General features: G+C 59.5%; 12 protein-coding genes. 6 read left to right on the forward strand and 6 right to left on the reverse strand.

What is annotated here, in order from left to right; genetic code table 11:
* Positions 1 to 127: 127 nt before the first annotated feature.
* A complete protein-coding gene (locus JQ553_RS32345; RefSeq protein WP_212504129.1) occupies positions 128 to 733 on the reverse strand; it encodes a hypothetical protein in 606 nt (201 codons plus the stop codon).
* A 213-nt stretch (positions 734 to 946) separates the two neighbouring features.
* Between JQ553_RS32345 and JQ553_RS32350 the strand changes: the two genes are divergently transcribed.
* The 5 genes from JQ553_RS32350 (at position 947) to JQ553_RS32370 (ending at position 6,555) form a co-directional block, all read left to right on the forward strand.
* Positions 947 to 2,161 carry a glycosyltransferase family 4 protein gene (locus JQ553_RS32350; protein WP_212504130.1) on the forward strand — a complete coding sequence of 405 codons (1,215 nt, stop codon included), beginning with the start codon at positions 947 to 949 and terminating at the stop codon, positions 2,159 to 2,161.
* Positions 2,161 to 3,153, forward strand: coding sequence for an NAD-dependent epimerase/dehydratase family protein (locus JQ553_RS32355; RefSeq protein ID WP_249144777.1), 993 nt, complete (start codon positions 2,161 to 2,163; stop codon positions 3,151 to 3,153). The genes JQ553_RS32350 and JQ553_RS32355 overlap by 1 nt, the downstream gene beginning before the upstream one ends.
* 116 nt (positions 3,154 to 3,269) lie before the next feature.
* Positions 3,270 to 4,097: an FkbM family methyltransferase gene (locus tag JQ553_RS32360; RefSeq protein WP_212504131.1), complete on the forward strand. Its 828-nt coding sequence runs from the start codon at positions 3,270 to 3,272 to the stop codon at positions 4,095 to 4,097.
* Positions 4,098 to 4,178: 81 nt separating this feature from the next.
* On the forward strand, positions 4,179 to 5,156 hold the full coding sequence (locus JQ553_RS32365; RefSeq protein WP_212504132.1) for a glycosyltransferase family 2 protein: 978 nt from the start codon (positions 4,179 to 4,181) through the stop codon (positions 5,154 to 5,156).
* Positions 5,157 to 5,220: 64 nt separating this feature from the next.
* Positions 5,221 to 6,555 (forward strand): family 16 glycosylhydrolase, encoded by a 1,335-nt coding sequence (locus JQ553_RS32370; RefSeq protein ID WP_212504133.1) that lies wholly within the window; start codon positions 5,221 to 5,223, stop codon positions 6,553 to 6,555.
* A 25-nt stretch (positions 6,556 to 6,580) separates the two neighbouring features.
* Here the strand turns inward: JQ553_RS32370 and JQ553_RS32375 are convergent, their stop codons facing one another.
* The 5 genes from JQ553_RS32375 to JQ553_RS32395 all read right to left on the reverse strand — a co-directional run bounded on the left by JQ553_RS32375 (position 6,581) and on the right by JQ553_RS32395 (position 12,684).
* Positions 6,581 to 7,399: a polysaccharide pyruvyl transferase family protein gene (locus JQ553_RS32375; RefSeq protein WP_212504134.1), complete on the reverse strand. Its 819-nt coding sequence runs from the start codon at positions 7,397 to 7,399 to the stop codon at positions 6,581 to 6,583.
* A 59-nt stretch (positions 7,400 to 7,458) separates the two neighbouring features.
* Entirely contained in the window at positions 7,459 to 8,358 is a 900-nt protein-coding gene (locus JQ553_RS32380; RefSeq protein WP_212504135.1) for a glycosyltransferase family 2 protein, read from the reverse strand.
* Between the two features lie 61 nt (positions 8,359 to 8,419).
* On the reverse strand, positions 8,420 to 9,925 hold the full coding sequence (locus tag JQ553_RS32385; RefSeq protein WP_212504136.1) for a lipopolysaccharide biosynthesis protein: 1,506 nt from the start codon (positions 9,923 to 9,925) through the stop codon (positions 8,420 to 8,422).
* Between the two features lie 430 nt (positions 9,926 to 10,355).
* Positions 10,356 to 11,279, reverse strand: a complete 924-nt coding sequence (locus tag JQ553_RS32390; RefSeq protein ID WP_312015221.1) for a beta-1,6-N-acetylglucosaminyltransferase — start codon at positions 11,277 to 11,279, stop codon at positions 10,356 to 10,358.
* Between the two features lie 316 nt (positions 11,280 to 11,595).
* Positions 11,596 to 12,684: an acyltransferase gene (locus JQ553_RS32395; protein WP_212504138.1), complete on the reverse strand. Its 1,089-nt coding sequence runs from the start codon at positions 12,682 to 12,684 to the stop codon at positions 11,596 to 11,598.
* A 314-nt stretch (positions 12,685 to 12,998) separates the two neighbouring features.
* Between JQ553_RS32395 and JQ553_RS32400 the strand changes: the two genes are divergently transcribed.
* Positions 12,999 to 13,805: a galactosyl transferase gene (locus JQ553_RS32400; protein ID WP_212504139.1), complete on the forward strand. Its 807-nt coding sequence runs from the start codon at positions 12,999 to 13,001 to the stop codon at positions 13,803 to 13,805.
* Positions 13,806 to 13,808: the final 3 nt, after the last annotated feature.

Here is a 13,808-nt window from a genome sequence, read left to right on the forward strand (position 1 = left end):
GACGAGCAAAGCAACAACCATAGCGGCTGGCCGATGCAACAGGAGCGGACGTCGCGCCCAACATCGTTGTACAACATGTCGGCCCAACGCTTTGCCAGACGTCATTGAAGCGCCGTTCCCGGCCGGGTCAGGGCTTATCCTGCGCCAGCTCATCGGTCGGATAGAAGCGCGCCTTATGCGCTTCGGACAGAACCTCTCCGGTCGCCGATTTGACCTGTGCCGTCCATTGATAAACGCCAGGAGTGCACGGAGCGAAGGTTCGGAATGTTCCCGACGGCAGAACGCCATTCTCCGGAACCGGAAGCTCCTGTCCGCCCATTTCCCTGACACCTTGCGTCAGCGTGAGTAAAAGGATTTTGGCGCCTGCCGGAATACCACGAAGATGGAATTCCGGGTTTGGAAACAGCGTGACGCAGCCCTTGGCGCCGCGCCAGGAAAAATCCAGAGTCATCGGATCGGCAATAGCCGCATGGCAAGTTGCAAACCATCCGACGAGTGCGGCAGCAATCAACCTGGACGACATGGGAACCCCACGAATCGGATCTGCTACAGCGGCGCGTTGCGGAGACGTCTGGTAGACCTGCCTATGTGGCCGCTTTGAGGCAAGAACGCCTGACGCGACGACTTTTGATTTCGAGCCGAGGGCTGCTCGCCACGACCGCCACTTGGCATCGAATTTGAATTCACAACCGACACAAGAATTTCTTACTCGTCGAATAGAAGCCGCGATCATGAACCACTCCGCTGATGACCTAGATTCGCGCAGGGTGCCTCCAAAACATAAAAGCACGCCTGCACACTAACTGTGCGGCGTTCAACAAGGTTCGAAATTGAGAATAGTGCAAACCGAGGACAGACAACTCCGTGCCGACGCGTGGCCAGCGGTCTCGCGTCACGCGCACTCTCATGACGGCCACGTTTTGGTTGTGAGAATGATGGGGCTGTCATGAAGATCCTTGTACACGACTACGCTGGTCACCCGTTCCAGGTCGATCTCAGCCGCGAGCTGGCCGTCCGGGGACACAAGGTAAGCCACGCCTACTTCCACGGCGATCTCGGGCCAAAGGGCAAGCTCGAGAGATCGCCCGCCGATCCCGATCACCTGTCCTTTACAGGCGTCAAGCTGTCGCGCCCTTACGACAAGGCGTCCTTCGTGCGCCGCAGGTTCGACGACGTGGCCTACGGAAAGGCGGTTGCGAAACTGGTGCATTCGGACAAGCCGGACGTCGTCATATCAGGCAATACGCCGACGGAGGCGCAATCGGCCATCGTCAACGCCTGCAAGCAGAACGGCTCGAAGTTCGTGTTCTGGGTCCAGGATTTCTACAGCGTCGCCGTATCGCAGCTATTGCGCAAGAAGCTGGGACCACCCGGCGCCATGGTCGGAGCCTACTACCGGTTTCTGGAGCGGCGGCAGTTTCAGAGCTCCGATGCAGTCGTCGTCATTACGAATGCCTTCTCGCCTCTCGCAAGCAAGTGGACCGGCACCGAGGACAATGTCTTTGTGATCGAGAACTGGGGTGCGCTGAACGATATCGCCCCCTATCCAAAAGACAACGAATGGGCACGCCGTCATGGGCTGCACAACTCGTTCAACTTTCTCTATTCGGGCACGCTTGGGCTGAAGCATAATCCCGATCTCCTTGTACAGCTTGCCAAGGCTGTGAAGGGGCGCGCCAAAGTCGTGACCGTCAGCCAGGGTGTTGGCGTCGCGCACCTCGAGCAGGCCAAGGCCGAATTCGGGCTGGACAATCTCGTCCTGCTGCCGCTGCAGCCTTTTGCAGATCTTCCCAAGGTATTAGCGACCTCCGATGTCGCTGTCGCGACGATCGAACCGGAAGCGGGAATATTCTCGGTGCCCTCCAAGGTGCAGTCCTACTTCTGCGCCGGGCGCCCAGTTCTGCTTGCGGCGCCCAGGGAAAATCTCGCTTCCGATGTGGTTCGCCGCAATGGCGCCGGATTGGTCGTTGATCCCGTCGATCAGCCGGCCTTCCTCGAAGCTGCCCTTCGGCTTCTCGATGATGGAGCTTTGAGAGCAAATGCCGCCGCCAAAGCGCGATCATTTGCGCTCGACAATTACGACATCAAAACGGTAACCGACCGATTCGAAGTCGTATTCGACTACGCTATCGGTGCGAAAACTGCGGAAAGGAAGATCTAATGGCGACGAAGAACATGTCCACCGCTCTTGTGTGCGGCGCGGGTGGTTTCATTGGCGGGCACCTGGTCAAGCGGCTCAAGCGTGAAGGCTTCTGGGTGCGTGGCGTCGACCTGAAATTTCCGCCGTTCGCGGAAACGGAGGCCGATGATTTCGTTGTCGGCGATCTTCGTGACCAGAATTTCTGCAGACAGATCACCGACCGCAAGTTCGACGAGGTGTATCAGCTCGCCGCCGACATGGGTGGCGCCGGCTACATTTTCACCGGCGAGCATGATGCCGACGTGATGCACAATTCGGCGACCATCAATCTCAACATGCTTGATGCCTGTCAGAAGCGCAACGTGCGCGGCATGTTCTATTCGTCGTCGGCTTGCATGTATCCGGAACATAACCAAAAGGATCCCGACAATCCGAATTGCGCCGAGGATTCCGCCTATCCTGCTGCTCCCGACAGCGAATATGGTTGGGAGAAGCTGTTTTCTGAGAGATTATACCTCGCCTACAACCGAAACCATGGAATGCGAAACCGCGTCGCACGCTACCACAACATCTTCGGGCCCGAGGGCACCTGGGAAGGCGGCAAGGAGAAGGCACCCGCCGCCGTGTGCCGCAAGGTTGCCCAGGCTTCCAACCATGGCGAAGTCGAGATTTGGGGCGACGGCACCCAAACACGCTCGTTTCTTTATATCGATGAGTGCCTGGAAGGCACCATCCGCCTGACGCGGTCGGACTTCGAAGGTCCGGTCAACGTCGGATCGGAGGAGATGGTCACGATCAACCAGCTCGTCGATCTCGTGTCCGACATCGCCGGCAAGAAGGTTGTCAAGAAGCACATCCCCGGCCCGCTCGGCGTGCGCGGCCGCAATTCGGACAACCGCCTGATCGGCCAGAAGCTCGGCTGGAAGCCGTCCGCGACGCTCCGCTCCGGTCTCGAGAAGACCTATGAATGGATCGAACGGCAGGTTCGCAGCAATACCAGGGCCGCCGCCTAAAGGACGTCCTAACCAGCCGGGTTCACAAGACAGGAGAACGTTCGCACAGCAGATCAGACAATGGCCGGAACGATCATTTGGAAGGCTCAATAGTTGTAGCCAGTAGGAGCTTCGCAATGGTTGGTGACTTGATCTACGACGTCGGCCTGCACAAGGGCGAAGATACGGCGTTTTATCTCAAAAAGGGCTTCAAGGTTCTCGGGATCGAGGCCAACCCGGAACTCGTGCAACACTGCCGGGCGCGATTTCGCAACGAAGTCGCGAGCGGGCAATTGCAGATCATCGAGGGAGCCATCGCACCGGAGTCCGAAGGACCCACGATCACCTTCTACAAGAATTCGGACTCCGTGCTGAGCACCATCAACAAGAACAGGGCCGAGCGCACCGGAAAGTTGGGCCACAAGAGTGAATGCATCGTGCTGCCGCGCATTGACGTTGCCGACATCTACTGCTCCTGCGGAGTGCCTTATTTCCTCAAGGTCGACGTCGAGGGAGCCGACCAGTTGGTATTGGAGGGACTGAAGCAGCAGCCCAACCGCCCTCAATACATTTCGGTCGAGTCCGACAAGGTCGACTTCGATGAGGTTGTGGCCCAGCTCGACCTGCTGCGCGAGCTTGGCTACCGGAAGTTCAAGGCCGTGCAGCAGCAGCGAATCCCGGGATCGCGGGTCGAAGCCAGGGCGCTTGACGGCTCAACTGTCGCGCATGTTTTCGAGGGCGGCGCCTCCGGTCCATTTGGCGAAGATCTCGGCGATGATTGGCTGGACTTTGACGGCATCGTCCGTCGCTACCGGTCGATATTCCGGGATTATCGGTACTTCGGCGACGATTCCTTGCTGGCGGGGTTTCCGATTTTGGCCTTGCCGTTCAAGGCGGCCTACAAGCTCTGCACGGGCCAACGCGGCTCGCTGCCCGGATGGTACGATACCCATGCGAGTTTGTAGGCGACGCTCCCGACCGGTATCACTACCTCCGCAGAACTGGCCTTCATCCCCGCCGCCCAGTGACAAGCACAGGACATGATGGTGGTCGCTGATCCAACCAGGGAAATCGAAGTATCGATCGTCATCTGCACGCGCAATCGAGCGAGCCGCCTGTCAGGGACACTGGGCGCGCTGCGGGCGCTGCGCACCGACCATCGCTACGAGGTGATCTGGGTGGACAACGCATCGACCGACGATACGGCAGAAGTGCTGCACCGTGAATTCGCCGACGACGCGGTTTCGAGGTACATCCTCGGCGAGCGGATAGGACTGGGCGCGGCCCGCAATCTCGGCTGGCAAAACGCACGCGGCGCGATCGTCGCCTTCACAGATGACGACTGCTACCCCGCGCCCGACTACGTGGATGCGATGGTCGCAGCGTTTGCCGATCATCCCGGCGCCGGCGCAATCGGAGGCCGTATTCTGCTCCACAATCCGAAACACGCCAGGATCACGATCGAGGAAAGCGAAGCGCCGCGCCTCTATCCGAAACGAACCTTCGTCAGGGCCGGGACGCTGCAGGGTGCGAACCTCGCGTTCCGGCGCGAGGCCCTGCAGGCCATCGGGGGCATCGATCCCGAACTCGGCGCGGGCACGCGCTTCCCCTGCGAGGACATCGATGCGGTGACCGCGGTGCTTTGGGCGGGATTCGATGCCTGCTTCGATCCCCGTCCGACTGTCCAGCACGATCATGGCCGGGCCGAAGCGGAGGTGCCGGCGTTGCTCAATTCCTATGATCGCGGCCGTGGCAGCTTTTACGCCAAGTACATCCTGCGGCCCGATACCCGCGCCACCTTTGTCCTGCGCTGGCTCAGCTCCACCTGGCGCCGGCGCGACTGGCAAGGGCTTCGTACACTGCGGACCGAACTGCGAACGGCTGCACAGTATGCTATCGCGAAGCGCCGATTTGGAGCGCTTGCCCTCGCCTTCCCTCTGGGCCTTGTCGCCCTGGCCGTGCAGTCCGCCGTCTCATTTGGTTTCTCATCCAGGCGCCGCCTTCGGGCGACCAAGAGTCGTTGATGGCGCCGAGCGCAAGCAAGTGTGAGTTTCCCAGGCCTGATTTTTCCAGCGTAAGAAAGCGGAGATGACGCAGGCGACGCGAAGAACATTGCTCAAGGGCTCGGCCGGACTTGCGTTGACGACGATCGGCCCGCTGACGGTCTTCGACACGCCGGCCGCGGCTGATGCCGCGCTGTTGATAGGCGACGCCACCATCGTGGTCGTGGGAACAACGGTCGGCCCCGGGGAGCTTTGGGCGGATTTGCCCGTCAGGCTCAACTCGCCGGCCACCTATACGATCGTGCTGGAATACGAAACGTTCAGCGGAAGCGAGACAATCGGGATATTGCCAGGCGAGGCAACCGCCGGCGCCGACTTCGTCCTGTCCAAAGGGTTTCTGATCTTTCAACCCGGCGAGCAGGTCAAATTTGTGAAGCTCCGTCTTGTACGCCCGCTTCAAGCGGGCAAGTCGATCGTCTTCCAGATTTCGGATTTTGGATATCCTCTGTTCGGTCGTGCGCGCGCTGGTGGCGAGGTGCGACCGCGTAGCCAACCCTCGATCGCCGGTGCCCGTGTCAGTGACGATGTCGCGCTGCCGTCGCTGCCTTCCCGTGGCTCTGTGATCTTTTCCGATCGTCTGCTCGGCCGCGATTTCGCCAGCGACGACGGATTCACCGCCGGCGGCGCGCCGTGCTGGCAAAGCCGTCTTGCCACCGGACGCCGCCAGGAGGGCAACAGGGAATTGGGTTACTATGCCGACCCCTCGCTCAATCCGGAAACGACCGTGTGGGGAATAGACCCGGCAACCGGCTGCCGCTTCATTCAGGCCGAGCATCACCCGGACGGACTTTCGGATGGGCAAGGTGGCCAACTGGCGCCGGGCTGGCGCAAAGAGACGCCGTTCAGATTTTCCTCGGCGATGGTGACATCGCGCACCCTCTTCAACCGCATCACGCTCGACAGCTATGTCGAGTTCAATGTCAGGCTGATGAAGGTACCGGGCAGTTGGCCGGCGTTGTGGCTGTTGCCGCTCAAGCCCGGCTGGCCGCCGGAGATCGATGTCCTCGAAGCCTACATCACCGCATCGCCGCGGTATCGGGACGATGTCATATTCTCCAGCATTCACTGGGAGGGCGAGAAGGGACCCGACGCCCGCGGCGCCGCGATGCCGCTTGGCCTGGTTGAAGAAGGCGTCGACCTGTTTTCGCGGTTCAACCGCTTCGGCTGCCTCATCGGGAAGCAGAAAATCGTCTACTACCTCAACGACAAGCCCTATTGTGCTATGCCGAACCTGGTCGGCGCCGGGCCGTGGTACATGCTGATGGACGTTGCCGTGGGCGGTCCGGCGGGTGAGCCGAGCGATCCCAGCGCATTTCCCGCCAGAATGTATATCGATGGCGTAAAGGTGGTCCAGTTCTGAAAATCCGCGAGAGGCGTCGCCTCGTTCAACGATGAAAATCCCGTCGGATCTGATCGGCGGCTTCCTCGAGCTTCGAGACGGCCTTTGCGAGTGCAAAGTCGGAGCTGAGCACGGGCTCCATTTCACTGAGCCGCCGCAGTCCGCGCGCCGCGATGTAAGGCAGCGTGTTGTTGGCTGCCCCGACAGCCAGCTGAATCAGACCATTGTCACTCGACATCCAGTTGCCGTTCCTGCCCGTCTTCGAGACCCAGAGGTCGTGCAACGTCGCGGGAAAGGTCGCGTAGGGTTTGAGATCGATCCTGAGCGCGCCGGCCCAATCCGACCATTTGAATCGGTGAGATCGGTGGAACGGAAGAACCGGCACCCACGGAACCCGCAACGCGTCCGCGACAATGGCGCCATGCATCGCCTCGGTGATGACCGTGTTTGATGCCTGGATCATTTCGAGGACCCGGTCAACCGGCCACCGCGGATCGATCAGTTCGACATTGGCCAATTCACAAGCCTTGGGCCAGTTGCCGTTCAACAGGCTCTGCCAATGCGGGATGTAGCTGAACTTGAAGCGTTTCGGGACAACTTCCCTCAAGTGGCGATTGACCAACACCGCGGCATCGGCCGCGATCAGGCGCGCGTCGAGTCCCAACGCTTCCGCGGTCAGCGGCCCGCGCACGCAATAGACCTTCCAACGATCATCGAGTCGAGGGGGCGCAGTGTACTGCCCAAATCCCGAGCCAAAGACCACTTTCAAGGACTGCTGCGGATGATGGTCGAACAGGACTGACCCAATCGCGAGGAACAGGGTCAGATCGTCCTCATCGAAGAAACGCGGGAAAACCTTTGGCATGAGCACATTATTCAAATCGTCACCGAAGTTCGGTGCAGCGCTCCGATAGTAGTAAAGTTTCATGATCGCGCCTGACGCAGCATGGTCGAGTAGTATTGCACGGCTCCTCCGAACAGCGGACCCACGGCGGCACGTTTTCTGATTTGCCTGCGGATGTCGCGCGCGATCTCCACAACGGTCGCAGGCGCATGCGCAGTCAACAAGTGCTTGGCATAGACTGCCCCAGCACCGATGTCGTAGTAGTGCCCGCGAACGAACGCCTCGTCGTCGAAACGGCCGTGATCATGAGCGACGCTTGGCTCCGGGAAGTACCCGCCGGTCCAGCCGGCATACGACGCCCTGACCGCGACCTCCCATTCCTCGCCGGCAAACGGAGTCCCGGCCCCGAAGCGGTCATCGAACATGCCGGCATCGCTCAGGCACCGGCGCCTGAACGCCATATTGGACCCTTGAACAAACCCTCTCTGGACGAAGGTGGGCGAGGTGAGAATCTGTGTCGTGGTGCTGGTGTTACAGCCAAGCGGCGACTGCCGCGAGTCGTACGGCAGAATTCTTCCGGATCCAAAACCGAGGCGGGGATCCTGCGCGAATACCGCTTTCCAGGCAGTTGCAAAATCCTTCTCCGGATAACAATCGTCGTCGATGAACAGGATGACTTCGCCGGACGAGGCAGCGATCCCGGTATTTCGGCCGGCCGAGTTGCCCGGCTTCGTTTCGTGCATCGCGCGCCACAGATTCGGGTTGGCCCCGCAAAACTCCTGCATGGCGGTGAAGGTACCATCCGTCGACCCGTTGTCGACCAGCACAACCTCGATCGCGTCAGCTCCGTCCAATGCGCGAATATGATCCAGGCATTTGCGGACGGTCCTCATTCCATTTCGAGAGCATAGGACCAACGTTAGAGCAACTTCGCGCATTCTACTTGCTCGGGCCTTTATCAGGTTCGAAATCGAGGACACATGACGTCACTGACGTCTGACAGCATTATGGACATTAAGCGGTGGGGCGCAACCAGTGTGGTCAACCGGGCTTGGATGCAACCCCACGCTGGCCCTGTGACTTGTACGCAATTGAACCAGCAAGCAGCCTCGCAACGTCCATCGTACGGTCCCTGGCGATAACGAGCATCGCCCCGAGATACGAGGCCGCACCAACCGCAATGTTGACACCAAGCGCAAATACTGGCGGCAGTTCCGGAAGAAGATATCTGGTCGCTGCTATGCACGCGACCATGACCACGCAGGCGCCTGCTGGGCCGACGAAGACCCGCAAATATTCCGATACCGGTTCCGACAACAGCCGAGACGTCTTGATGACCGCAACCGGCCATCTGGCGACGGTTCCAACCAGCACGGCCGTCAGTAGCGTGGTCACGCCGAATTTCGACATCAGCAGCAGGATCACCAGTGTGACTATCCCGGCGGCAAGCTGGTAATAAAACCACCAATGAGCATGCCCGCGGCTGTTGATGAGGCTCCCCTGAATCACGCCGATGCAGGCCATCATACCGAGGCCACAGTACAACCGGATCGGCTCAACCGTATCGACCCAGCGCGATCCGAATATGACGGGAACCGCAAGGTCCGCCACCATCGCGAACCCGATAAAGACCGGAAACGACAACGCCGACGAGAGAAACGTCGCGAGCAGAAAGCCCTTTCTGACCCGATCCACATTTTCCTGAATAGCCGAGAACATCGGATGAGCTACTGTGCCGATCGGCGTCGCCAGGACGTTGAGGATCATCAGAAACAGGTTCCGCGAAAAGGCGTAGATGCCCGCTTGATGCGGCCCCAGATATAGTCCCACGATAGCGGGGTCAGCTTGAGTCGTTAAAGCCTGCATCGCTCGAGTGCCGGATGAAAACGCACCGTACCGCGCGAGCGACTTGAGCGCGTCCAGCCCGATCCGGAATTTCGGCCGCCAGCCCGCTCCCCACATGGCGGCCAGCGCAGCAGTCACGGATGAGGACAGTTGCGCGGTGAGGAGAGCCCAAACGCCGTAGCCGGCGACGAGAAGACCCACCGTCAGCGCCGCCGACACAAGCGTGGCGAGCAGCGTCCGGCCCGCGATCAGCTCAAAGGACATTCTTCGCGTGATGATGGCCTGTGGAACAATGCCGGCGGCATCCGCGAACAGCCTGAGTCCGGCGACCGGCAGCAACACGGCGATCCATTCGGAGCCTAGCATTCGGCTAAACGGTCCACTGCAAACCACGAGCACGGCATACGCGACCAGCGCGCAGGCCGATGCTACCCAGAAAGTCGAGTCGAGATGAATGTCATCGACCGACGATCTCTGAACGATCGCCTCGGCGAACCCGGTCGGCAACAACACCCCCAGCAGGGCAACCAAGCTGCCGGCAAGCGCCACAACACCGAACTCGCCCGGCCCGAGGTAGCGCGAAGTTACGAGGAAAACGAGAAAGCCCACGAGCGACGGAATGATCGAGTTGACCCCCGACCAGAACACGCCCCGGATTGCTCGAGCGGCATGTGTGCGCTTGCCGGGTTCGGTACCTACCATTTGCAGATCTCTTCCCAGCTCATGACGCGCCCGGCGCGCCAACAGGCTGTCACGACGAACATATGGAACAGTGCAAAGACCTGCTCTCGAGAAACTGATGGCCTAGGGGACAATTTCGGGTCCACGCCCAACGCGATTGCCATCAGACGGACCTAAGGACGGGATCAACGGTGCGCGCGGACCCCGACCACACGCCCTGCCCACCGCCAGCCAACCGAGCGGACAATTGGCAGGCAATCACAGCTAAAGATGCAAGAGGCACGCCCGTCCTTCACGATTTCGGTGCGGAACAAGTATCAACCCTCAACCAGCTCCGAAATGCGACCAAATTGTAGCCGATGATGTCAGACTCGGCCTTATCTGTTCCCCGCAGATCACAACTTCGCACGGTTTACGCGATCATCAATGCAAGCAACAGGACAGCAGCATGTCACCTACGCCCATCCCGTTGCTCGATCATGACCGCAAGCTGATTCGAGACGGCAGGGTTCATCACCTTGCGGCAGAACAGCAGTTCGCCGGAGCCATAGACGCCATCTATCCGCAACCGCGGATTGGCGCGAAACATCGCGATGTGACGATCGCCGATCTCCGACGGACTTGCTCCACCCCCGCTCCAATCCGAATAGGTGAGACTGCGCCGCATATTCGAACGAAACGGTGAATTCGCAAGGATGGTCTGGAACACCATTTCATCCGGGACATGGGTGTTCTTATAGAATCTCATGAGCCTGGGATGGTCCGCGGCAAATTTCTGGACGTAGGCGCAAGCATCGCGTGTCAGCGCCCACCACTGGTTGCCGGCGCAAGGCATAAGTTCACCAAAGTACTTCTTGTAGTTACGTGCCTTTGGCATTAGCCCAAATCCGCCGAGCAACCGACGCCCTTTGCCGGCACACGAACCAAGCGGTCCGGGCCGGCCCTTGTAGGTCGTCAAACGAGACAGCGGCTTCGCGGCCGCCGCGGACGGCATCGCCACTGAATCGATGAATTGAAGACCATTGTTCTCACTGAAGAAATTCTCGATCTCGGGCGCCGAACGCAGCGGATAGTCCGCGCCGCTGATCAGCACCAGATAATCGTAGCGGCGGGGCGCCGCCAACGCCGTCTCCATGAGCACAAGCGCAGCGCTGATCAACGAGTAGTCGCCCCAGTAGATCGGGATTCGGTTCGCGATGAAATGCGCATCGGAACCGACTGCGTGCACGAACGGACCGATCTCCACGCGGGCATCGATGTGCACAAACATGTCCGCAGCCGGAGACTGCAACTGACGGACAAGCCTTGAAAGCTGATCAGAATGACTGTGCGCAAGAATGAGATACGCAATATTCATCTGCCTGTCGTCCCGCATGACCACGCGATCGCACTAATGAGGGCAAGGCTCCGGCCGCAAAGCCGGCAACGTTTGTGGGACGGTCCCCGACGGTGACTAAAAGTCTCGTCGGTTCCAACACCGACGAACTCGCCAGAGACCGATGTTCAAAAGCCAACTGTTAACGCCGAGGGGGGCCGATGGGATCCCAAAAAGTTGACCTCACGACGCCTTTATTGCACGCCGCCTTGATTGCGGGGCATGTCCGCGTGAAGCGCATGGCCTGGCTGGTCGCGAAGGAGGTTGGCCCTCTCCTTCGACGTTTGCTCAAGAAATGGACACGGAAGTCGGCGTGTTAATCGGCCGCCGGCTGCGCCGCGCTGACAGACGCACTCGCCTCGCGCAATTGCTGGAGTGCAACTCCGCGTTTCGGCGCGAAACTTGTCAGGAAACGCGAGCGCAGCCACCGCGTCATGGGACGTTCGACCTTGAAGTAGGCGAAAAATCCAACCAGCAGCGAGGCAGCTGCGGCAAGAATTGCGAACGATACAAACTGCATCATGCCTTCCAACGGCAGACGAAGAAACGCCCGTCGAAACACGAACAGCGTCAGTGCGTGCGTAAGATAGATCGAATAACTCGCATCCCCCAGCAGCCTCGGCCAACGAACGTCTGGGATATTGAATGATCGCTCCGCGGCGACCGCGCCGATCATGATCAATACCGCGCACAGTCCATTTTGGAGAAACAGATGCGGGAGACGCAGCATATGAGCCGCGAACAACGCCAAGAAGCCTATCGGCAAAAGAAGCCAGACTTTGGGCATCCTTCCGCTCAGGAACAACCAGCCCAACACGATGCCGGCCGCAAACTCCAGCATCAGGGGGTGGGTATACATCAGCAGAGGGTGCGAGCAGGTACGAAAGATCGATTCTCCGGTAGACACAAAGTGTCCGAGGACGACGAGCACGGAAATCAGGCAAAGCGAAATCAGCAACGGTCTGCGAAAGAAGAGACCCACCGCAAAGATCAGGTAGAAATACATCTCGAAATACAGGGTCCAGCCTGGGTTTAACACCGGCCAAATCGTGCCGGAAAAGATCGTGCTGTGATGCGGAACGAACAGCGCGGAAAGGATCACGTCGTTGACGAATGTAACGCCGCGCTTGGCGGCACCAGACAGCAACAGGAGGCTGGCTGCGCAAAGCGTCAGGATCCAGTAGAGAGGCGCGACCCGAATAACACGCAATCCGACGAAGACCGTAGGCGCCTCAACCCGCGATGACACATACATCACCACGCCACTGATGATGAAAAAGATATCGACCCCGGCCTCGCCCATCTCGAACGTTCCGAACGGGTTGTAGAGATGCGGCCAGGGATTTCTGATGTGATGCAAAACCACCATCACGGATGCGACGCCGCGCAAGTACTGGATCGTCAAGAGCTGCGTTGATCTTTGATCGAGCGCCGTTCCAGGTCTCATTTGCCGCCACGCCAAGATAGAGAGAAATTGCGCCGGACCCGACGGCAGATACCGGACGGTTCCGAATCCGATTCACGGATAGTCACGGTTGCATAATCATCCGCTGCACGCGCGCGAGGCACACCGTTTCACAGCTTTGCCACAAACTTTTCGCTGAGAGTTCATTCCGACTTGGTGCTATGCATCCGTCAGGCCAACTGGGCATGCAATCTTGCCGCGGCCATCGCGCGATACGCAGCAACAAAGCCCATGACGTCCATGCGAGACAATCCATGTTGACCTTCATCATACCGGTTCGCCATCCGGCAAATTCCAAGAACTGGGATGCGCTCAAGGCGCGGCTAGCGCAAACCGTAACATCGATCTCGGGTCAGAATAGTGACCGCTGGCAAGCCATCATTGTGGCGAACGTCGGTGCTGACCTGCCGGCCCTGCCGAAAGGCTTTTCGGTCGAACGTGTCGATTTTCCGCCGAATCCAAAGTACGAACGCGGTGTCGCAGACGATGTCGAGGTCTTCTGGGATTTCGTTCGCATCGACAAGGGGCGTCGCGTGCGCGCAGGAATGCTGGCCGCACGAAACGCCACCTTTTTTATGATTGTCGACGATGATGATTTTGTCAGTTCCAAACTCGCCGACTACGTGGCCGAGCATCCCGACGAGAATGGATGGTACATAGACCGCGGCTACTTGTGGAGCGAAGGCAACCTAGTGCTCGGCGCCATCTCAAAGTTCTTCATGCTTTGCGGTACGTCCCACATCATCAATGCTCGTCTCTATGATCTCGAGAGACTCAGGGAAAACGATGCGGACGACTACATGAAGCGCACGCTTGGGAGTCACATTTCCGTCGCTCACGACCTGGCCGCAGCGGGAACTCCGTTGTCGCCCCTCCCCTTCTTCGGCGCGATCTATCGCGTCGGACATGCGGGGGCCCACAGCAGGTCATCCAGGCTGATCGCGACCTTCTTCAGCAAGGCGACGCTTGTCCATCCGATACGATTCGTCAAAACTGCGCTCTCGCTGAGGCTCTTGACGCCGAAGCTGCGACGCGAATTCTTCGGGGCCGGGCCCGCCTAGCGT

This window comes from Bradyrhizobium lablabi, assembly GCF_018131005.1.
Classification (GTDB): domain Bacteria; phylum Pseudomonadota; class Alphaproteobacteria; order Rhizobiales; family Xanthobacteraceae; genus Bradyrhizobium; species Bradyrhizobium lablabi_D.

Excerpts from the sequence above, each read along its gene's own strand:
- JQ553_RS32375 (WP_212504134.1), bottom strand. The coding sequence starts at position 7,399 with ATGCCAAAGGTTTTCCCGCGTTTCTTCGATGAGGACGATCTGACCCTG.
- JQ553_RS32355 (WP_249144777.1), top strand. The coding sequence starts at position 2,161 with ATGGCGACGAAGAACATGTCCACCGCTCTTGTGTGCGGCGCGGGTGGT.
- JQ553_RS32360 (WP_212504131.1), top strand. The coding sequence starts at position 3,270 with ATGGTTGGTGACTTGATCTACGACGTCGGCCTGCACAAGGGCGAAGAT.
- JQ553_RS32350 (WP_212504130.1), top strand. The coding sequence starts at position 947 with ATGAAGATCCTTGTACACGACTACGCTGGTCACCCGTTCCAGGTCGAT.
- JQ553_RS32385 (WP_212504136.1), bottom strand. The coding sequence starts at position 9,925 with ATGGTAGGTACCGAACCCGGCAAGCGCACACATGCCGCTCGAGCAATC.
- JQ553_RS32390 (WP_312015221.1), bottom strand. The coding sequence starts at position 11,279 with ATGCGGGACGACAGGCAGATGAATATTGCGTATCTCATTCTTGCGCAC.
- JQ553_RS32345 (WP_212504129.1), bottom strand. The coding sequence starts at position 733 with ATGATCGCGGCTTCTATTCGACGAGTAAGAAATTCTTGTGTCGGTTGT.
- JQ553_RS32370 (WP_212504133.1), top strand. The coding sequence starts at position 5,221 with ATGACGCAGGCGACGCGAAGAACATTGCTCAAGGGCTCGGCCGGACTT.
- JQ553_RS32400 (WP_212504139.1), top strand. The coding sequence starts at position 12,999 with ATGTTGACCTTCATCATACCGGTTCGCCATCCGGCAAATTCCAAGAAC.